Annotated in this window: 19 protein-coding genes; 10 read left to right on the top strand and 9 right to left on the bottom strand. The window is 61.6% G+C overall.

The annotated features are described in order from the left end of the window. Positions 1-30: 30 nt before the first annotated feature. Positions 31-252, bottom strand: coding sequence for a SymE family type I addiction module toxin (locus AC1PLA_RS01910; RefSeq protein ID WP_003471083.1), 222 nt, complete (start codon positions 250-252; stop codon positions 31-33). A 370-nt stretch (positions 253-622) separates the two neighbouring features. On the opposite strand from AC1PLA_RS01910, the gene AC1PLA_RS01905 reads away from it, so the two are divergent. After that, positions 623-1495, top strand: a complete 873-nt coding sequence (locus tag AC1PLA_RS01905; protein ID WP_212583613.1) for a DUF2971 domain-containing protein — start codon at positions 623-625, stop codon at positions 1493-1495. Between the two features lie 38 nt (positions 1496-1533). Here the strand turns inward: AC1PLA_RS01905 and AC1PLA_RS01900 are convergent, their stop codons facing one another. Continuing rightward, positions 1534-2883, bottom strand: a complete 1350-nt coding sequence (locus tag AC1PLA_RS01900) for a Tle-like phospholipase domain-containing protein (RefSeq protein ID WP_481105463.1) — start codon at positions 2881-2883, stop codon at positions 1534-1536. Next, a complete protein-coding gene (locus AC1PLA_RS01895; RefSeq protein WP_481105462.1) occupies positions 2880-3542 on the bottom strand; it encodes a hypothetical protein in 663 nt (220 codons plus the stop codon). The genes AC1PLA_RS01900 and AC1PLA_RS01895 overlap by 4 nt, the downstream gene beginning before the upstream one ends. Before the next feature lie 803 nt (positions 3543-4345). Between AC1PLA_RS01895 and AC1PLA_RS01890 the strand changes: the two genes are divergently transcribed. The 5 genes from AC1PLA_RS01890 (at position 4346) to AC1PLA_RS01870 (ending at position 8429) form a co-directional block, all read left to right on the top strand. Then, positions 4346-4699, top strand: coding sequence for a SymE family type I addiction module toxin (locus tag AC1PLA_RS01890; RefSeq protein ID WP_481105461.1), 354 nt, complete (start codon positions 4346-4348; stop codon positions 4697-4699). A gap of 300 nt (positions 4700-4999) precedes the next feature. Next, the gene (locus AC1PLA_RS01885) at positions 5000-5308 is read left to right on the top strand and encodes a hypothetical protein (RefSeq protein ID WP_146096778.1); all 309 of its coding nucleotides are present in this window, start codon (positions 5000-5002) and stop codon (positions 5306-5308) included. A 730-nt stretch (positions 5309-6038) separates the two neighbouring features. Next, the gene (locus AC1PLA_RS01880) at positions 6039-6410 is read left to right on the top strand and encodes a hypothetical protein (RefSeq protein ID WP_481105460.1); all 372 of its coding nucleotides are present in this window, start codon (positions 6039-6041) and stop codon (positions 6408-6410) included. Between the two features lie 778 nt (positions 6411-7188). Next, on the top strand, positions 7189-7992 hold the full coding sequence (locus AC1PLA_RS01875; RefSeq protein ID WP_481105459.1) for a hypothetical protein: 804 nt from the start codon (positions 7189-7191) through the stop codon (positions 7990-7992). Positions 7993-8090: 98 nt separating this feature from the next. Beyond that, positions 8091-8429: a YfeK family protein gene (locus AC1PLA_RS01870; protein ID WP_231103910.1), complete on the top strand. Its 339-nt coding sequence runs from the start codon at positions 8091-8093 to the stop codon at positions 8427-8429. Positions 8430-8521: 92 nt separating this feature from the next. Here AC1PLA_RS01870 and AC1PLA_RS01865 read toward each other — a convergent pair whose 3' ends face one another. The 3 genes from AC1PLA_RS01865 to AC1PLA_RS01855 all read right to left on the bottom strand — a co-directional run bounded on the left by AC1PLA_RS01865 (position 8522) and on the right by AC1PLA_RS01855 (position 12049). After that, on the bottom strand, positions 8522-10621 hold the full coding sequence (locus AC1PLA_RS01865) for a methyl-accepting chemotaxis protein (protein ID WP_481105458.1): 2100 nt from the start codon (positions 10619-10621) through the stop codon (positions 8522-8524). Further along, positions 10618-11115 (bottom strand): hypothetical protein, encoded by a 498-nt coding sequence (locus AC1PLA_RS01860; protein ID WP_481105457.1) that lies wholly within the window; start codon positions 11113-11115, stop codon positions 10618-10620. The genes AC1PLA_RS01865 and AC1PLA_RS01860 overlap by 4 nt, the downstream gene beginning before the upstream one ends. Positions 11116-11614: 499 nt before the next feature. Continuing rightward, positions 11615-12049 (bottom strand): winged helix-turn-helix transcriptional regulator, encoded by a 435-nt coding sequence (locus AC1PLA_RS01855; protein WP_039513244.1) that lies wholly within the window; start codon positions 12047-12049, stop codon positions 11615-11617. Between the two features lie 134 nt (positions 12050-12183). On the opposite strand from AC1PLA_RS01855, the gene AC1PLA_RS01850 reads away from it, so the two are divergent. Together AC1PLA_RS01850 and AC1PLA_RS01845 are read left to right on the top strand one after the other, a co-directional pair. Next, positions 12184-13071 (top strand): SDR family oxidoreductase, encoded by an 888-nt coding sequence (locus tag AC1PLA_RS01850; protein WP_184230427.1) that lies wholly within the window; start codon positions 12184-12186, stop codon positions 13069-13071. 545 nt (positions 13072-13616) lie between these two features. Further along, entirely contained in the window at positions 13617-15062 is a 1446-nt protein-coding gene (locus AC1PLA_RS01845; protein WP_047127880.1) for an OprO/OprP family phosphate-selective porin, read from the top strand. A gap of 152 nt (positions 15063-15214) precedes the next feature. Here AC1PLA_RS01845 and AC1PLA_RS01840 read toward each other — a convergent pair whose 3' ends face one another. The 3 genes from AC1PLA_RS01840 to msuE form a co-directional block, all read right to left on the bottom strand. Next, a complete protein-coding gene (locus AC1PLA_RS01840; protein ID WP_039517461.1) occupies positions 15215-16246 on the bottom strand; it encodes a methionine synthase in 1032 nt (343 codons plus the stop codon). 28 nt (positions 16247-16274) lie between these two features. Beyond that, the gene (locus tag AC1PLA_RS01835) at positions 16275-17258 is read right to left on the bottom strand and encodes a DUF1852 domain-containing protein (RefSeq protein WP_481105456.1); all 984 of its coding nucleotides are present in this window, start codon (positions 17256-17258) and stop codon (positions 16275-16277) included. Positions 17259-17426: 168 nt separating this feature from the next. Further along, positions 17427-18020: an FMN reductase gene (msuE, locus tag AC1PLA_RS01830; RefSeq protein ID WP_181098365.1), complete on the bottom strand. Its 594-nt coding sequence runs from the start codon at positions 18018-18020 to the stop codon at positions 17427-17429. Between the two features lie 97 nt (positions 18021-18117). On the opposite strand from msuE, the gene AC1PLA_RS01825 reads away from it, so the two are divergent. Both AC1PLA_RS01825 and AC1PLA_RS01820 read left to right on the top strand, forming a co-directional pair. After that, the gene (locus AC1PLA_RS01825) at positions 18118-19032 is read left to right on the top strand and encodes a LysR family transcriptional regulator (RefSeq protein WP_104576500.1); all 915 of its coding nucleotides are present in this window, start codon (positions 18118-18120) and stop codon (positions 19030-19032) included. Further along, positions 19032-19697, top strand: coding sequence for an epoxyqueuosine reductase QueH (locus AC1PLA_RS01820; RefSeq protein ID WP_481105455.1), 666 nt, complete (start codon positions 19032-19034; stop codon positions 19695-19697). The genes AC1PLA_RS01825 and AC1PLA_RS01820 overlap by 1 nt, the downstream gene beginning before the upstream one ends. Positions 19698-19800: the final 103 nt, after the last annotated feature.

The following is a 19800-nucleotide window of genomic DNA, read 5'->3' as shown; positions in this document are numbered from 1 at the left end:
GATGTTTGTCCACTCACAGCATCGTCCGCATTACTCTTCGGCAACGATCGTGATGCCACGTTTAGTAACTTGAACTCGTGCTTTCTGGCCCACCCTAAACCCTGCCGCTTGCAACCAATCTCCGCTCAAGCGTAAAAACGGAACTTGTCGCGGCTGGGTGCGACGCTCTATGTCTTTGTGCTGGCTTTCGTAATACTGATAGCCAATTGTCAAAAAGCGCGGCTTCGGCGCTGTCCGGTGTTGCTTAGCCATGATGGCATCCTTCGAGATTGTCCAATTTTCGCCTCCTGTTCAGAGAGGCGGCCGGGCGCTTGAACACCGCTCGAAGACGGCCCGCAGATTTCCCCTTTCGGGTGTTGTATAGCTGCGCGCCGCCCGGCCATGAAAACAATGGGCACAAAAAAACCGCATGGCTTTCGGGTGCGGTTGCCGCTTCGAGAAGGTGTGTTCAGCACCTACTGATAATTTAGCCGGATGCGAGCTAGCGGTCAACTCGCAGGCACAGGCCTAACAATTCGTTCAAGCCGACCCCGCATCGTGGCGGTGCCAGGGTGCTATACGCTACGCTAACATGCAGTCGCCGCCCCGCTGCGGGGCGGCTTAACTCAGGCGTTAGGCGGCTATGAAAGATCACGGCGCACCAGAAAGGCTATTCAAGTACCTTTCGCCAACCCGCATCGGAATTCTGTCCGACCGACTGGTTCGCTACACGCCATTAGGGGCATTCAACGACCCGTTCGAAGGAAGACCCGAGATTACGGGGCTTGCCTCGAAGGAAGCAGCACTTGCCTCTTTTACTGCAGCAATTCCCGGTGAACTTGAGGTCGCATATAGCAGCCTCCCCGCGGCACTGAGGGCCCAATTTTCCCTTCAGCAGTGGGTGCAGTTTGCAACCCCATTGATGCAACAGCAGCAAGGACAGTTTCTGGCCATGCTCGGCGCTGTATCAAACCAACTCATCCCGACGATCCCTGTCAAGATGGATGAAGTCTTGGGCGTCCTTTCACTGTGTGAGATTTCGGATAGCCTTCTCATGTGGGCTCACTACGGAATGAGCCATACAGGGTTTGTGTTGGAGCTAGATCCAGGACATCCATACTTCAACGCCCGCCGAACAGATCAAGATGAGTTTGGCCACCTGCGCCAGGTTCGCTATCGAGATGTCCGCCCTAGTGCGTCTCTCATCGACCTGGACGGGACAGAGATGTTCTTGGTCAAAAGCAAAGAGTGGTCGTATGAGCGAGAGTGGAGGGTTCTTCGCCCGCTCAAAGATGCGCACAACATGGTTAATGCAAACGGCGAGGACATTCATCTATTCCAGTTGCCGCCCGACTCAATTAAGGCGGTTATTCTTGGCGCAAGGGTATCAACCACACTTGCAGATCAAGCCCGGCTGGCAATTTCCGGCAACAGCGCAATGTCACACATCAAACTACTTAGGTGTGTTCCAGATGAATCTTGCTTTGCAATCAAGATTGTCGCGGACGCGGCCTAACCATTCATTCAAGCCGAAGCCACTTCGCGGCTCGACTTTCACATCGATCGTGTAGGTGCTTGCTCAATCGTCTCCTGCTGCGACCGCTGCGCATCCAAGGCCTGAGACTGGCGGACGCTTTCCTGCAGTGGAGGCACGGCCTCAGACAGATCCACCTTGGCCCGGAAGCCCGGCGTCTGGCCAAGAATAAAAATGTTTCCTTGGTGTAGGGTCACGCTCTGCAGCTGATCGTCACGAAGGATGCCCGCGCGCTTGGCTTCGACGGTGGCGTGCATTGCAACCTCATCAGAGGTGCCCTCTGGCAGCTTGCTGTGAATCGATCGATACAGAGGGTCGTTTGAGACCATCGCAGGTGCAGGCGCAACGCAGCGCTCCAACGACTCACCAATTGGCATCTTCCAGCCCGGTGGCACATACGCTGGCGCATCCTCGCTTTGCATGCGCTGCTGCACCTCCTGCCACCGTGTCGCAGCCATTTCCGTGCGTCCAGCACCTGGGGGAAGCGGATCGCGCAAGTGATCGATGCCATCCGCCAGGCTCATCCCTTGGATGACCCTCGCATTGAAGGTCACGCCCATCCTCAACGTCGCAACATCGCCGCGATACTTGTCGATCATCGGCGCATGTTGCCGGGCCAGCAGCTGCGTTTGAGGGTCTTCCAACACTGAGCGGTCCGGTTTGCCGTTGGCGTCCAACGGCAGGAAGTTGTGGATCCGATGCGAATCTCCCAAGTCCTTTGCGACCATCGGATTGCGTGCATCCAAAAGACTGCTGTCGTTGGCGTAACCAGCCCCATCCAACGCAGTGATCTCATGCGACGCGGCATATAGCTTCACCTGCCCGTAGTGCTTACTTGCAGCACTCACGGCATCACCTGCCATCACGTGATTGATCACGTCGTTGCCACCTTCCGGAATGCGCCGGTCTAGGCTGACCGCGCCATAGGCGTTAAAGGTCTCTCCCTTGAGGCCGAAGTGGTGGGCAGTGACCTGGGCGAGGTTGCCGCCCAGAGAATGACCGGTAACGGTTACTTCCGGTGTCCTGCCGTCCTTGCCGAATTTTTCGGCATATTTCAGCGCGTGCTGAGCTAGCTCAACCGCATCGGCGGCCTGGTTGTTGTGTCTGCCCGTGACCATGCCGCCGTCGGCGTAGAGACCATCCTGCTTTGGTTGACGATCAAACTCGGTTCCACGGTGGGCGACAACAATTTCGCCCGTATCCGCTCGCTGATAGATGATGCCCTGATAGCCAGATGGGCGATCCATATACTCAAGACGTTTGTAAGAGACGCCACCAATATCGACAGGACTACTATCAGGCCCAGTCTCACGCGGCATCTTGTAGGAATCATCCGCAAGCGCTGCATATTGCTGACTTGTGAGGCTCATGGGGCCACCTTCTCAGCGGTTAAGGTGATCTTGAATATGTTGTTGCGTGCACTATCGTTGAACTGATCAATACTCGTCTTACCACCATCAGGAAAGTTATCCATATCTTCTTTTGGATAGCGCCCCTTCCAAAAGTAAGTAACCTTAGGGGTAGAACTTAGTATTTCACTCTTGAATAGCGCTGGCTGAAAGCGTGTATCCGCTTGTTTGCCGGTTGCTTTCAGCGAGATACCAACACCATTGAGTTCAAAATTACACACACCCTTTCCGTAATAATCCGCATCGACCATGCCATCTGCATAGATCGTCGCCACATATGTCGTCGGATCTATTTTTTGAAAATTGATGGGTATCCCATCTTCTTTTGACTTACTCCAAACACCCGCAATAGGCTCTATCGGCGTGCATTGCTCATGGTTCGTCATTTGATAAAAGGCGGTACCCGATATCCACTCAAACGGACCCGGCGCATCCTCGATCGTCATGGTGAGCTTGTAAGCTTCCGTCGGATGTTGATTTTTCCGATAGACCGGATCTCCGTCAGCCGTGGTCTCGCCGTTTTTTTCGTATTTCTCAGACGCAGCATTCATTGGGTTGCACCCCGTCAAAAGGACTAGGAAAAGACATCCGACAATCTTGATCTTGAAATATACGTTCATGCCACCCTCGGTGCCCTGCGCGTTTAGAGTTGGGAGCGAACGGCCTGCCGGAAGGCAGCTTTGCGGGGACATGAGCATCCGCGTGGACCGACGCCAAAGGTTGCGATGCCAGGGTGCCTGCTGCGTCATAATTTTCGTGAAAATTTAAGGAGACTTTTAGGGACTTTGGCACAGTGAAATTGAAATTTCTATCACACCCCGACCATCCACAGCGACCCGCTGCTCTCTGTCATCGCAAACAAAAGAATGCTGCTACTGGGGGGGATAGGGGAAATCTGACGTGCGATTGCGGTACGGCCTGAGTCGCAGTGACTGCAAACCAAAGATCTATCATCAGCCGTCCGGCACCCACAAAGCAGCTACTGGATCTTGGACAAATCCAGGAACACCGTTTGTGCAGCTGGAAGATCCTTTGTCGGAGTGTAGCGAATGCGCATTGGTCGACCCGCTCTTGTCCAATGCCCAGCTCTGACTTGGTCGAGTAAAGCGCCAACGTGCAGATCTTCTATCAACGCTATCAAGAGCGTCAGCATCAACCGGTTGACATGTCACGCAGCGCGTAGCAGTCTCCTCGGCAAGGAGCGTAGAAACTCCCCTAACAGCGGTACCCACCTCCGTCAAACCGGTGGGTTTTTTGTGCCTGCAGCTTCTTGCGGGTGCAACCGACGCAATGCTCTGCGTCGGGAGGGCGGCTAATACAACACCCCTTGGGGAAATACGCCCGCCGACTGTTAGCGGTTTCTAACCTCCCGACATCCCGTCGCACCCGGCGGCGGGGCCTGTTCGTCAAGGAGGGCTTTGCCATGCGTCGATCCACGTCCCGCCCCACCTCAGCGCGCAAGCGCGCCACGGTGCCGCCGCCCACCGAGATCGGCTGGCGCTCGCTCGACCCCTCGATCACGCCGCGGCGCTACCTGGAGCGCACACCCATCCCCGAGCCCCGCCCCGATCCCGGCAAGCCGCGCCGCCCAGGCCACCCGCGTGCCCCGCAACACTGCACCGTCGGCTACGGCTACTACCCCGACAGCCACCAACGCATCCCCACGCTGCGCCTGCGCGGACGCTGGCTGGAGCAGCTGGGCTTCACCATCGGCAGCAAACTCAACATCCGCATGCGCAGCGGCGAGCTGATCGTCAGCGTGGCACCCAAGGACTAAGCAGATGCGCCGCGCAGCATGCACGCCAACGCCCGCATCAAGCGCAACGCGTTTAGCATCACACCTTGCGCGCTCACTGCTCCTCGCGCAGGACAAAGATGGAGCACCAAGCCGTCGTCCTGCATCTCACGTTAGATTAGCTTGACTATGGCATAGCACATGGTCATGGGCAGCCGCGCTGGCATAACGAGCGTTTGTTGCAAAGGCTTGCAGCGATTGACGGCCATGGACGACTCGGCGAGGATCGTTTTTACGCCACACGGGCAGCCCCGGCAATAGTCAGGCGACTTGGAGGTTTGGATGAAGTTGATGCTTCTATTGGGTGTGGTGCTTGCCCTTGGCAATATCGTCGCATCGGTTGCAGTGCTTCGCGTTTCGGTGCTGTCGCCATCACAACGCGCATTGCAACTTGCCCTCATCTGGCTTGTTCCAGTCATTGGCGCGGTGGTTTGTGCGGCATTTGCTTCTTCTCAGGCAGCTGGCTCCACGTCGTCCGATACAAGTGACCCGCTCTATCTGTCATCCGATGGTGGCGCATCGGGTGGTCAGGACGCTGGTTTTTCCGGTTGCGATGCGGGGGACTCTGGCTGTGCCGGGAGCAGTGACTAATGGCGACGCCTGGCAAGTCGTTCAAGCCGGATCCAGTTCGCGGTTCTGTTTAATCTAGTTGCTGGACCGCTAAGGATATTTCGAGAGAGACAGATGATTCTTTGGGGATGGGGCGAGCGAGTGCTGACCTTCGACCTGGCAGAGCATGAGCACTGCCAGAGGTGCGAGCAAGAGCAAGTCTTTACACTGCGTCTCAAGTACACGTACGGACACTTCTACCATCTTTTCGGATGGGTTATCTCCAAGCAGTACCAGCTCATTTGCCCCGTTTGCTCCCACGGCTGGATAGTTAACGCTTCGGCGGCGGAAGCGCAGATTGGGTGCAACCCAGTTCCGTTCCATCAGAGATCAGGATGGATTGTCATGCTTGTCCTTGCAGCAATCATTGGATTTGCCGCCGTGACGTATCAGCATGCGGCGTGACAATTCATTCGAGCCGAAGCCGCTTCGTAGGTCGACTTAATTCAGGCATCATGCATGCCAGCGACTCGCTCCGCACTCGAAGTTTCGGCAGGCAATCTCACTTCAGCTGTGCAGCGTAAGTCGGGCAATGAGACAGGCACCTCTTCCGGTGAGGTCACCGAGCATGTTGTTGGTCTTGCCCACAACCTTCTAATGGCATCCAAGGCTGGGACACTTCATGCTCTATTTGGTGACAGCGGTGTGGCCGACTATCCCGGTCTTCCCTGGGTCAAACGATACCCTGTAGTCTTTCCAGCAATTCTGAGGCTTGAGTCTCTACTTTTTCCCGGGCAGCATGGTCAGCGATTCATTCGAGCCGATCCGCGCTTCGCGGGCCGCCTTAATTAAAGCGTTAGACACCGGGACAAAATTGATGCGCGGCAAGATAGAAGGTTGGAAAAACGGTTGGTACGGAGTCACTCTCGGGGTATCTGTCACAGAGATTGATCGAATGATTGGCCTTCTCACAAGACTCCGTGATGACCCAGACCAGCACTTTCATGTTTCAAGCGACTATTCGGGCTCAGGAGGACTCGCTGACATTGAGGTCTACGTCGCCGAGGCTGATACAACAAGCAACATGCAAATTGGTAGTTATGCACTTGCACCGGGCAACGAAACAACACCAAATGGCCCCTGAAAATTCATTCGAGCCGACGCCGCTCTACGGCGCAGCTCAATTCAGACGTTAAAATTCATCTTGGAGTCTATCTGTGGCGGAACGATACAGGGACAGGATCGAAGCTTTCTGCAAAGAGAATTGCATTGCAATCCCGCCGGGTTTCTATCGACGCTCAGCCAGTAGATACGTCGCAATCGATCTTGAGTCTTTCTCTCCAAAGCTCGTAGCAAAGACCTGGTTCAATCAAGAGGACGTGGCTTACTACCTCACCAACTTATCTCCAGGAAAGCGCTTTCGCATCCTAGATTTTAAGGATTGTCGCGAGTTGCTCTACGCTGGTGGCCGATTTTCCCGTGGCGATGAGTTCTAATAATTCATTCAACCAAAGCCGCTTCGCGAACCTACTTAGTCCAGACGTTAGGCCGCTCTACCCATGCGCGCACATTCGAAATCAACAAAGACGTCAGTTGGCTATCGCGCGCTTCGGCTATTCGCTGCGCTACTCGTGTTCTTCGGTATTTCCGTCACGCTCACCTGGTGGCATCACACCAGGACTCTCTCGCGCTGTGCCACTTCGGCCTCCATCGCGAGAGACCCGGTCGCATGTCATGCTGGCTTTTGGCTATTCGGCATATCCTGGGCCGGGCTTGCCACCTTTTTGTTTACGCTCTTTGGCGTCTGCTTGTTCCTTTCATGGGGATGGGCCCTGACTCGCCGCGAGCGGAGCTAAAGCCTTAAAATTTGTCCAATCGCCCAGCGATCCGATCTACTACTCAAGCACACCGCCAAGGAAAGCATGTTCTCCATCTTCAAGAAGAAAGCCGCTCCGTTATTGATCGTTCGCGCCGATGGGCGAGAGTTGTGCCGCGTTACCGAGAGCGATGTCCCGTGTGAGCTCAAGCCTTCCGCATGGTTGAAGGCCAATAGCGTCCTGGAGTTTGCCGACTCGGCGGGAGAGGTGCATCGGCATGAACTTGGTGCTGCGACGGGGTGGTTCCACTTTTCCGTTCGCGTGCATCCCAACCTCGGGTGCCAGGCAGACTGTGTCATTTCGCAGACCGAGCAGCTCGATCCAGATGCGTTTGCGAATGGCCAAGCATCCGGGATCAGGTTTCAGCCGTTCTTTCTGCCGGGCGCCAGCGTCAGCAGTTCCGCGCTTGCAGGCAAGGGGTTGTTTGCCAGGGGACTGCACTTCAATGGAATCGTCACCAGTGGCAATGTGATGCTTTCCTGTGAGTGCGACCACTGCAAGCGTTCGTTCCTGATCCGCTCCTATCACGCGGGTTTTAGCAACGCGGGATACTTTTACTCGGGGTCCGGCAAGTACACCATCACCGTCGATAGCTATCTGCCTGGCAGCCCTGCAGCGCTGTCCGAGCCGGATACCGAAGCGCTTGCTGCGCTGGAAGACGCACTGCCGTTGGCGCCGGATGGGTCCAGCTACGCCTACCTCAATCCCTTCCGCTGCCCGCATTGTTCCGAGCCTTACATCGATTTTGAGGCGAGCCCGGGGTTGAGGGCGAGCGAGTACTACGGGAATTACTTCGAGGGTTCGACGCTGCTGCGATACGCGCCGCCCGATGTTGAGCACTCTTCCTGATGACTCCATTGTTGCATTGCCGCTGGTCTGTCCCAGGTCGCAAAGCAACGCTTTCATGCGCTACCATTCGGTCGATGAACGTTAGATCGTGTCTTGCAGTGTTCCTGCTCGGTGCCTGTGCATCGGTTTCGGCCCAAGGGGTTTCGCCCGCCACCACGCGTGAGGTCGATCAGCTTTTCAAGGTCCTTGCGCAATCCAACTGCGAGTTTTCGCGCAATGGGTCGTGGTACGCGGCGCCCAAAGCCAGTGAACACTTGCAGCGCAAGTACGACTACTTGCAGAAGAAGGGGCTGGTGAGGTCTACCGAATCCTTCATCGAGCTTGCTGCCACCAAGAGCAGCATGTCGGGCACGCCGTATCAGGTGCGTTGCGGCAACACTGCGCCGGTATCCAGCCAATCCTGGTTCACTGGCAAACTGCGGGAGCTGCGCAAGTAATCGGCAGGCGTCGGCACCAGAGCATCTGCCTGCAGCGTCGCCTGATGCAGGCGCTGGCAACTGCCGCTGGACAGCAGATACGCTGATGTAAATCAGGCAACGCGCAGCCTCTGCACTGCCTCAGCGCTGCCATCGCGCTCATCGGCCACAAACGCACTCACTGCATCTTCCAGCTGCGCGGCATGATCGCCCATGGCGCGTGCGGCGGCGCTGGCGTCCTGCATGCGGGTAACGCCGTCGCGCATGTCGGCGTCTACGCCGGCGAGGGTGTGATGCACCTGCGCGATGCTGCCGGCTTCCTGTTGCGAGGCGACAGCGATCCTGCTGAGCGTGCTGCTGACCTGGCCGATGGTGGCGACGATGTGCTGCATGCCTTCGCCGGCGTGGCGTACCTGCTGCACGCCGGCCTGCATATGCGTGACCGATTCGCCGATCAGCGTCTTGATCTGGCTGGCGGCGGTGGACGAGCGCAATGCCAGCGCGCGCACCTCGCCCGCAACCACGGCAAAGCCGCGGCCTTCTTCGCCGGCGCGCGCGGCCTCGACAGCGGCATTCAGGGCCAGGATATTGGTCTGGAAGGCGATGCCGTCGATGACCGAGACGATGTCCTGGATTCGGCGCGAGGCCTGTTCCATCTGCTGCATGGTGCCCATCGCCTGGTGCATGGTGTCGCCGCCGCTGCGTGCGGCCTCGGACGCGGCGTCGGTGAGCTTGTCGGCGTCGGCCGCCTGCGCGGTGTGCTCCTGCATGGTGCCGAGCACGGCCTGCATCTGGGTGGCGGTGCGGCCCAGCGTGGCCGACTGCCGCTGCACCTGCTGCTCCAATGCATCGTTGTGGGTCAGGATGTGGCCGGCGGCGTGATTGATCGCGGTGCTGGAGCTGCGGATCTGCGTGATGATGCGCGCCAGCTCGTCGGCGGTGGCATTGGCGTCGCGCTTCATCTGCTCGAACACGCCTTCGCAGTGGCGGTCGATGCGCTGGGTCAGATCGCCACGCGACATCGCCGCCAGCATGCGGCGCATGTCCTGCAGGCTGTCGTCGGTGATGGCCAGGAACTGGTTGACGCCCTCGGCCAGCTGGCCGAGTGTGCCGCTCCTAGCATTTCCCTGCAGGCGGGCACCGAGCTCGCCACGCGCAGCCTGGGCAATGACCGTGGCCAGTTGCTCCTCCAGCGCCAGGTCCTGGGTGCGGTCCTGCCACTCCACCACCACGCCCAGCGAGGCGCCGTCGTCATCGCGGACCGGGGTGATGTTTTCCTGCAGCTGCAACGCTGCCAGCGCGCGCGTTTTGCTGCTGCCTGCGTCATGCCCCAGCTGCACCGCATCGGCCAGTGCTGTGTGCAGCACGTGCGCATCGACCTGCGTGCTCAGTTGCTGGAACGATTGATTGCGATAGATGGCGGCGCCCTGCCCGTCGACGATGGCCACCGCCATTGCCGATGCATCCAGCGCCAGGCGGATACGGCGATTTTCCAGCAGCAGTTGCTGCTGTTGGGCGATGCGCTCTTCCACCTGCACGCTCATGCGCACCAACGCCTGCGCCAGCGAGCCGCTGCGGAAGGGCTGCTGCAGGATGGCCGGCGGCAAGGTGGCGCCGGTGGCCAGGGTGTCGGCCAGTTCGGCCAGCGCTTCGGCCTCGTGGTCGAGGGCATCGACCTGGCGGCGCAGCTGGATGGCCATCACGCAGACGAAGGCGGTTTCGACGATCACGTAGCCGGCATGCAGCACCACGATGCCGAAGCCGCTGCCGACGGTGAACGCCTGCACCGGCATGCCACGCGATTGCAGCCAGTAGAACGTCAGATGATGCACGGCGATGGCGCCTGCGGCGACCACCACCGGCAGCCAGTCGCGGTAGTACAGCAGCAGCGCCAGGATCACGAACACGCCAAAGTGCATTTCCACCAGGCCATGCGCCTGCTGGATGGTGGCCGCGACCAGGGCCATCAGCACCAGCGCGTTGGTGATGCGGGTCAGGCGCGTGCCGGGGTTGGCCTGCACTTGCCAGGCCATCAGTAACAGGCTGGGCAGCGTGACCGCCAGAAACGTGGTCCATTGGCCCTGGTACCAGGCCAGGCCCAGCGAGCCGACGCTCTGCAGCACGGCCAGCCATAGAAACAGCCGGTCGGCCTTGATCGCCAGGCGGGTGGCGTAGGTGGAGGTCGGCGGCGCCGATGCGGACAGTTCCATCATGACAGCGACTCCACGGCACAGGGACAAGGGGACACCAGCGCGGCACCCGGGGTGCGCGCCAGGACATCGGGTAACCAGCGCGACCAATTCGCAGTGCCGGCGGTGCCGCACACCGCGCCGCCGTCTGCGGGGCCGGCGTAGCGCGGTTGGCCGTCAGTGCCGAGCAACCACACGGCATAGCCGCTGCCACGCAGCGCGGGGGTGTCGAGCATGCGCACCTGGCCGCCACGCGCACGTACCGCGTTGCTGAGCACGGCCCAGGCGCGATCGGCGGCCGGGTCGGTGCAGGCGCAGGCACCGGCGACACCGATCAGCATCGGCGCCTGCTGCGCGGCCGGCAGGCTGGCCTGGACCTGCGCCCACGCATTGGCGACGTCGTTGGCTTGCGCGTGGGGCGTGGTCCAGGCCACGGCGATCCAGCCGCACCACAGCGCGAGCAGGGCAGCGCCCAGGGTGCGTCGCGTTGAGGCGGACAAGGTGCCGAAGACGGGCATGGCGCAGCGGATTCGCGAGATAAGGTGAGCCCCTTATCGGATGCCGGTGCATACGCTTGAGCCGGCTTGCGATTGAAATTAGCGATGGCTGCGATAGCGTGCGTCAGGCCCGTTACGCCGCAAGGGTTTGCAGGCGACACGCGTCGTGCTTGCGCTGGCGGACGTTTATCCGGCGAGGGATTTTGTGAGTACGCGTTCACAGATCGACGGCGTGTCTGCCGCGTGCGTGGCAGGCCGTGGTGGCTGTGATGTCGTCACTCTGGAGTCGGGTCCAGGTGCCAGGGCGTGCCCTCGACAGCGGCGATGGACGGCGAGCCCGCTACTCAGCCGTCCACGCTTCCGGGCCAAGCACCGATGCTTCAACAAGGCACACCTGGCGGACGCGGAATCCATCCACCGCTGCGCCTAGTGCACGCGCCTAGGCGGTCAACCAACGCGCCGAGGCGCCCACCTGGCAGTCAGCGCCGTCAGCTCGCTTGCCGATGCTGCCGGCCGGCGCTTACGCCATCGCTTCGTCGGCATCCAGCGCAACCGCCGGCTGCTGGGCATGATCGAAGCGTTCGCGTGCGGAGCGGATGGCCGCATGGTTCTCGCCTGCCCAGTTGAGCAGCTGCGAAATCGGGCCGAGCAGCGCCACGCCGAGCTTGGACAAGGCATATTCCACGCTGGGCGGCTTGGTCGCGTAGACCTTGCGGGTGATCATGCCGTTGCGCTCGAGGTTGCGCAGGGTCTGGGTCAGCATGCGCTTGGAGATGTCCGGCACGGCGCGCTGGATGGCGCTGAAGCGGGAGGGGCCGGGGATCAGCGTCAGCAGGATCAGCATGGTCCATTTGTCGCCGATCTGATCGAGCACGTCGCGCACCGGGCATTTGGTGGCGTCGAACGGCATACCTTGCAGGGACGGCGGCGGCGGAAACAGAGCAATCGCGTTCACTGGGATATCTCACGGTAACCAGGGGGTGGAAAACTGCCTCCTTGCGGAGGTTCGAACGGCCCTGACAATAGGTGCGCGGACCAAGAGTCTAGATAGTAGACCACACCTCTTATCAATACCTACTGGAGTTCACCATGGCACACACCTCCCCCCTGATCCTCGTCACCGGCGCCAGCGGGCAGCTGGGCGCATTGGTGGTCGAAGCAATGCTGGCGCGTGTCCCGGCCGCTCGGATCGTAGCAACGGCCCGCGATACTGCGTCACTCGCACAGTTCGCAAAACGCGACATCACCGTGCGTCGCGCCGACTACGCGGACCCGCACAGCCTGGATCAGGCCTTCGCGGGCGTGGGCCGGGTGCTGCTGGTGTCGTCCAATGCGGTGGGCGAACGCGTGCCGCAGCACCGCAACGTGATCGAAGCCGCCAAGCGTGCCGGCGTGGAGTTGCTGGCCTATACGAGCGTGCTGCATGCCGATACCAGCACGCTGTCGCTGGCACCCGAGCATGTGGCCACCGAGGCGCTGCTGCGCGAGAGCGGCGTGCCGCACGTGCTGCTGCGCAATGGCTGGTACACCGAGAACTACACCGGCTCGATCGCGGCCGAGGTGGCGCATGGCGCGGTGATCGGCAGCGCCGGCGAGGGCAGGATCAGTGCGGCCACGCGCGCCGACTATGCCGAGGCCGCCGCAGCGGTGCTGGCCGCCGACACGGCGCAGGCCGGCAAGGTCTACGAGCTGGCCGGCGATACTGCCTTCACGATGGCCGAGTATGCCGCCGAGGTGGCGCAGCAGTCGGGCAAGCCGGTGGCGTATCACGACCTGCCCGAAGCCGACTACGCGGCGGCGTTGGTGCAGATCGGCCTGCCGGCTGCATTCGCACAGGTGCTGGCGCAGTGCTCGGCCTCCTCGCGCGGCGGCAGCCTGTTCGACGACAGCCACACGCTGAGCCAGCTGATCGGCCGCCCGACCACCCCGCTGCGCGATGCGGTGGCGGCGGCCTTGCAGGCGACGCCGGCTGGCTGAGCCGAGCCCTGGCACGGTGCTGCTCGACAGCCCGCAGCAGCATCGGCGCGGCGCTACGCCACGCGGTGCGTGATCCGGCAAAGGCGGGCGATGACCCGCCTTTGCCATGTTCTGATTCATCGTCCCTCGCCCGCTCGTTGGCGACGACGACGGCACGCTATGGCCGTGCGGAGCACGCGCTTCGGCCTTTGCGTCGGCAGCTGCTCCTAGCGGCACCATCTGCCCATGGCACCGCAGGTCCGATGGTCGGCGGCAGCAACCAAAGCGTCACATCCGCGCCTGATGCCCGCGCCGCGCGCCGCTGGGCCGGCCTTCCGCGCGTCGCACAACTGACACGCGCCAGACACGCAGCTGACACAGCGTTGCGCTGTGCGGGGCCGCCAGTGTCACCAAACTGACATCAAATCTAAATATAACTGCACGCATTGCCGCACCGTCAGGACGACCGGGCGCCTTGGCGGCGTGCCGGCGCCGTGTTCGCCGCCCGCCGGGCGGCGCCGGCCTGACGCTGCCGCCGACCCGTTTCCCTTGCACGAGCCGGACCAATGAAAAAACGCAATCTCGCCACCGTCCTGTGCGCCCTCAGCGCGACCGCCAGCGGCAGCACGCTGGCCGCCGAGTTGGAGCTGTACGTCGACCGCAAGACCAAGCAGATCTTCGCCGAGCCGGCCCCAGGCCGCGACAAGCTGGGCAAGTTCGTGCAGGTGGACGAGAACGGCAAGCTGCCGGCGTCGGCGATGCCGGCCGCACCGGCACTGCCGCCCGCCCCTGCGGCGCCGGTGCCTGCCGACACCGCCATCGCCCAAGCCGCACCTGCACCCGTACCGGCTGCGGCACCGGCCAAGGCTGGCGAGGCCGGCAAGAAGTGGTACGACAAGCTGAGCCTGCGCGGCTACACGCAGATCCGCTACAACCAGGGCATCGGCGGCGACGCGCAGGATCTGCGCGCACCCGGCGACCGCTTTATCGGCAACGACCAGAGCCTAGGCATCCGGCGTGCGCGCCTGGTGCTGAGCGGCGATCTCAATGAGCACGTGTCGCTGTACTTCCAGCCGGATTTTGCGAGCACGCCGACCGGTTCGACCACCTCCAACTTCGCGCAGCTGCGCGATGCGTATGCCGACATCTACTTCGACAAGAAGCGCGAGTACCGCGTGCGCGTGGGCCAGTCGAAGATGCCGTACGGCTGGGAGAACCTGCAGTCCAGCCAGAACCGTCTCACCCTGGACCGCGCCGACGCGCTCAACTCCGGCCTGCGCGACGAACGCGATATCGGTGCGGTGTTCTACTACAGCCCCACCGTGGCCAAGGGACGCTTCCAGGATCTGGTCAAGTCGGGCTTGAAGGGCTCGGGCGACTACGGCGTGATCGGTGCCGGCGTGTACAACGGCCAGGGCGCCAACCGCGCCGAGCGCAACGACAGCATGCATGCGGTGGTGCACGCCACCTACCCGTTCAAGTTCGCCAACGGCCAGTACCTGGAAGTGGGTGCCGATGCCTACAGCGGCCGCTTCGTGCCGACCGCGGCGGCAGTCAACATCGGTGGCCGCAGCTTCACCCCGGCCATCACCGACCCGAACGGCTACACCGACCAACGCGTGGCCGCGCACATCATCTACTACCCGCAGCCGTTCGGCCTGCAGGCCGAGTGGACGGTGGGCCGCGGCCCGGAACTGGATGTCGCACAGCGGCGCATCCGCACCCGTTCGCTGAGCGGCGGTTACGTGCAGGCGATGTACAAGCACGATGGCAGCTACGGCACCTTGCTGCCGTACCTGAAGTGGCAGACCTACCGCGGCGGCTCCAAGTTCGACACCAATGCGCCGCGCATGCGCCTGGACGAAGTGGAAGCCGGCGTCGAGTGGCAGCCGATGGATGCGCTGGAACTGGTGTTCGCCTATTCGAAGATGAAGCGCACCGACGTCACCACCGCGCCGTATCCGGTGGTGGAAGGCGACTTGCTGCGGCTGCAGTTGCAGGTCAATTACTGAGCCCTGCACCGTGATGGAAGACCAACAAGCCCCCGCATGCGGGGGCTTGTTGGTTATTGCGTCGCGAGCCGTGGTGGCGACTTGCGTCGGCACGATGGCGCTAGCCGCAGCCCTGTTGCTTCGGCCGCCGACCCGGCGCCGGCACCGGCGCGTTAGCGGGCCGCCAGTTCCGCGCGAATGATGTCTGCGCCTGCGCTCAGGGCCTTGAGCTTGCCTCTTGCAACGTCACGGGCCAGAGGCGCCATCCCGCAATTGGTGGACGGGTAGAGCTTGTCGGCATCGACGAAGCGCAGCGCCTTGCGCAGCGTATCGGCCACTTCTTCCGGCGTTTCGATCGTATTGCTCGCCACGTCGATGGCCCCGACCATCACCTTCTTGCCGCGCACCAGTTCGATCAGGTCGATCGGCACGTGCGAGTTGTGGCACTCCAGCGAGATGATGTCGAGCGTGGATGTCTGCAGCTTGGGAAACGACTCTTCGTACTGACGCCACTCCGACCCCAGGGTCTGCTTCCAGTCGGTATTGGCCTTGATGCCGTAGCCGTAGCAGATGTGGACGGCGGTTTCGCACTTGAGCCCTTCGACCGCACGCTCAAGGGTGGCAACACCCCAGTCGTTGACCTCGTCGAAGAAGACATTGAAGGCCGGCTCGTCGAACTGGATGATGTCCACGCCGGCCGCTTCAAGCTCCCTGGCTTCCTGGTTGAGGATGACGGCAAATTCCCACGCCAGCTTTTCGCGGCTTTTGTAGTGCGCGTCAAAGAGGGTGTCGATCATCGTCATGGGGCCGGGCAGCGCCCATTTGATCGGCTGGCGGGTCTGCTGGCGCAGGAACCTGGCATCGTCCACGAACACCGGCCTGGGGCGGCTCACCGCCCCAACGACGGTGGGGACGCTGGCGTCATAGCGATTGCGGATCCTGACGGTTTCGCGCTTTTCGAAATCGACGCCGCTGAGGTGTTCGATGAAGGTGGTGACGAAATGCTGGCGGGTCTGCTCGCCGTCGCTGACGATATCGATGCCGGCGTGCTGCTGTTCCTGCAGCGACAGGCGCAATGCATCCTGCTTGCCTTCGATCAGTTCCTCGTCCTGCAGCTTCCAGGGAGACCAGAGTTTCTCCGGCTGCGCGAGCCAGGACGGCTTGGGCAGGCTGCCGGCGGTGGAGGTAGGGAGCAGCTTTTTCATGATGAGTGGTGTCTTGCGTTCTTGTTGATTAGACAGCGTGGTGGGAAACCCACTGCGCGAGAATCTTGCCGTAGGGCCTGATGAAGTGCTCCTCGGTGAATTTGCCCTGCGTCACCGCGAGCTGGCTACGCTCTTCCCGGTCGTAGACGATCTGGGTAGAGGAATAATCCTGATGCTTCAGGCTCGGCTGGTAGACGGCCCCCGCCGCGGAATTGGCGTTGTAGATTTCCGGGCGGTAAATCTTCTGGAACGTCTCCATGGTGCTGATGGTGCCGATCAGCTCCAGGTTGGTGTAGTCGTTGAGCAGGTCGCCGAAGAAGTAAAAAGCCAACGGGGCGACACTGTTGGGAGGCATGAAATAGCGCACCTGCAGGCCCATCTTCTCGAAGTAGCGATCGGTCAGGGAAAATTCGTCCTGCCGGTATTCGATGCCGAGCACGGGGTGCCGGTTGCCGGTTCGGTGATAGACCCTGCTGCTGGAGACGCTGATGCAGATGACCGGTGGCTTGGCGAAACGCGCCGTGTAGGCGTCCGAGTCCACGAAGTGCTTGAACAGCTTTCCGTGCAGGCTGCCGAAATCATTCGGGATGCTGAGGCCGGATGCGTCCTGATTGTGCGCCGGCAGCAGCACGCTGAAATCGTAGTCGCGCACGTAGGAGGAAAAATTGTTCCCTGCGATGCCATCGATGCGCGCGCCAGTCGTCTTGTCGAGGATGCTGGGTTTCAATATCTCGATCAGCGGGAATGCATCGCCGCTTTCGTTCTCGCCGATGTTCATCTCAACAGAGATGATGTCCAGCTCCACCGCGTAGCGGTCGCGGGTGGGGTTATCCCAATGCGCCAGGTCGTTGCAGCGGTTGTTGATCATCGCAAGCGTGTTGCGCAGGTTTTCCTGCCGACGCTGCCCCCTGGCCAGGTTGGCAAAGTTCGTCGTGTTGCGCGTATTGGCAGCGGGACGATAGTCCTCGTCAAACCGCTGACGTTTGATGCTGAAGGTGAATTCCTGAGTCATTGCAAGCTGACGCCTTGTTTCCGAAATTGAATACGAGCGCAGGTCTCGGCGCAGGGGTGGATTCCTGCTGGATGGATGCCGGAACTTCGGATCGGTGGGCCATCGCCAACGAATCCTGTAGCCGGCAAAGGGTGTGGTGGCCCGCCGCGCAACCGTGGCCGGGTGGCCTCAGGCCGCGGCCACGTTTTCTGCGGCAATGGCACCTGCCTGCCGCGTCAATGCGATCAGCGGCAATGCCCGCTGCACCGCCAGCCTGGCCCGCTCGGCCAAGGCTTCGTTGTGCACGCGGTAGTCCAGGAAGTCGCGGTCGGTGGCGTAGACGCCCAGCGGCAACGTGCGCGCCTGGAAGAAGCTGAAAAGTGGCCGCAACTGGTGGTCGATCACCAGCGCATGGCGCTCGCTGCCGCCGGTCGCCGCCAACAGCACCGGGGTGTCGATCAAGGCATCCTGGTGGATGAAGTCGAAGAAGTGCTTGAACAGCCCGGTGTAGGAGCCGCGATAGACCGGCGTGGTCACCACCACCACGTCCGCCTGCTCCACGGCGGCGAGTTCCTGCTCCACCGTTGCCGGCAGCTGCGAGCGCCAGACCGCACCGGCGAACTGCGGCGCCAACGCCCCGAGTTCGACCAGATGTTGCTCGCACGGCACGGCATCGGCAATCAGCGCCAGCAGGTGTTCGGCCAGGGCGACGGCCTTGGAGGGGCGCTGCAGCCCGCCGGAGACCGCGACGACGCGGAGGGGGTGTGGCACGTTGACAGTCATGTGGGTTGACCTGAAGCGACGAACCCCGATGCTAGGGCTCGCATTCAATGAAGTAAAATGGTGTTATTTCAACAATCCATGAATTCGGATCATCTGAATGCTTGAGCGCATCCATCTCACCATCGTCCAGCAGGTCGAGCAGCAGGGCTCGTTGACCGCCGCTGCCGGCGTGCTGAACCTGACCCAGTCGGCGCTGAGCCACAGCATGAAGAAGCTGGAGCAACAGCTGGGCACCGACGTGTGGCTGCGCGAGGGACGCAACCTGCGCCTGACCCAGGCCGGCCAGTACCTGCTGGCCGTGGCGAACCGGGTATTGCCGCAACTGGATCTGGCCGAGGAGCGCCTGGGCCAGTTCGCACAGGGCGAACGCGGTGCGCTGCGCATCGGCATGGAATGCCATCCCTGCTACCAGTGGCTGCTCAAGCTGGTGGCGCCCTATCTGGCCACCTGGCCGGATGTGGATGTGGACGTCAAGCAGAAGTTCCAGTTCGGCGGTATCGGTGCACTGTTCGGCTACGAGATCGATCTGCTGGTCACGCCCGACCCGCTGTACAAGCCCGGGCTGCGGTTCGAGCCGGTGTTCGACTACGAGCAGGTGCTGGTCGTGGCCCGGAGCCACACACTGGCGTCGGCCGCCTACGTCAAGCCCCAGCAACTGACGCGGGAAGTGCTCATCAGCTATCCGGTGGACCTCGAGCGCCTGGACATCTACAGCCAGTTCCTGCTGCCGGCCGGTGTCACGCCAAGGCGCCACAAGGCCATCGAAACCACCGACATCATGATGCAGATGGTGGCCAGTGGCCGCGGCGTGGCCGCCATGCCACGCTGGCTGGTGGAGGAATACGCCGCCAGGATGGACGTGGTGCCGGTGCGGCTGGGTGCGCGCGGCATCCCCAAGCAGATCTTCCTGGGCGCACGTGAGGCGGATATCGCCGTCGACTACCTGCGCGCCTTCATCGAACTGGCCCGCCAGCCTGCCAATGGCACCGCCACGACATCCGGAGCCCACTGATGGATACCACCGCAACCCGCACGCCACTCCCCTTGCCTGCCGGCCACGATAAGGTGTTGCTGCATTCCTGCTGCGCGCCATGCTCCGGCGAGGTGATGGAGGCCATGCTGGCGTCCGGCGTCGACTACACCATCTTCTTCTACAACCCCAACATTCATCCGCGCAAGGAATACGAGCTGCGCAAGGACGAGAACATCCGTTTTGCCGAGCAGTGCGGCGTGCCCTTCGTCGATGCCGACTACGATCGGGACAACTGGTTCGAGCGGGCCTGCGGGATGGAGAACGAACCCGAACGCGGCGTGCGTTGCACCATGTGCTTTGACATGCGCTTTGAACGCACCGCGCTGTATGCGCACGAGCACGGCTTCCCGGTGATCACCAGCTCCCTGGGCATCTCGCGCTGGAAGAACATGCAGCAGATCAACGACTGCGGCGTACGCGCAGCGGCCAGGTATCCCGGCTTGATGTACTGGGAATACAACTGGCGCAAGGGCGGCGGTTCCTCGCGCATGGTCGAGATCAGCAAGCGCGAGAACTTCTACCAGCAGGAATACTGCGGCTGCGTCTACTCGCTGCGCGACACCAATCGGCACCGCGTGGAAAACGGGCGCAGTCGCATACAACTGGGCGTGAAATTCTACGGCGATGCGGAACAGGACGATTGAGTGCAAGCGGGTCTTGGGCCGCGGCCGGGATCTCGATGTGCTCTTGGCCCCTGCCCGCTCGATCGGGGCTGACGCAGCGGCGCAGCCACTCACCACCACAGGA

The organism is Xanthomonas sp. NCPPB 1826 (assembly GCF_056725285.1).
Note: the sequence above shows the minus strand (reverse complement) of the source record. Positions and strands in the feature narration are given on the sequence as shown.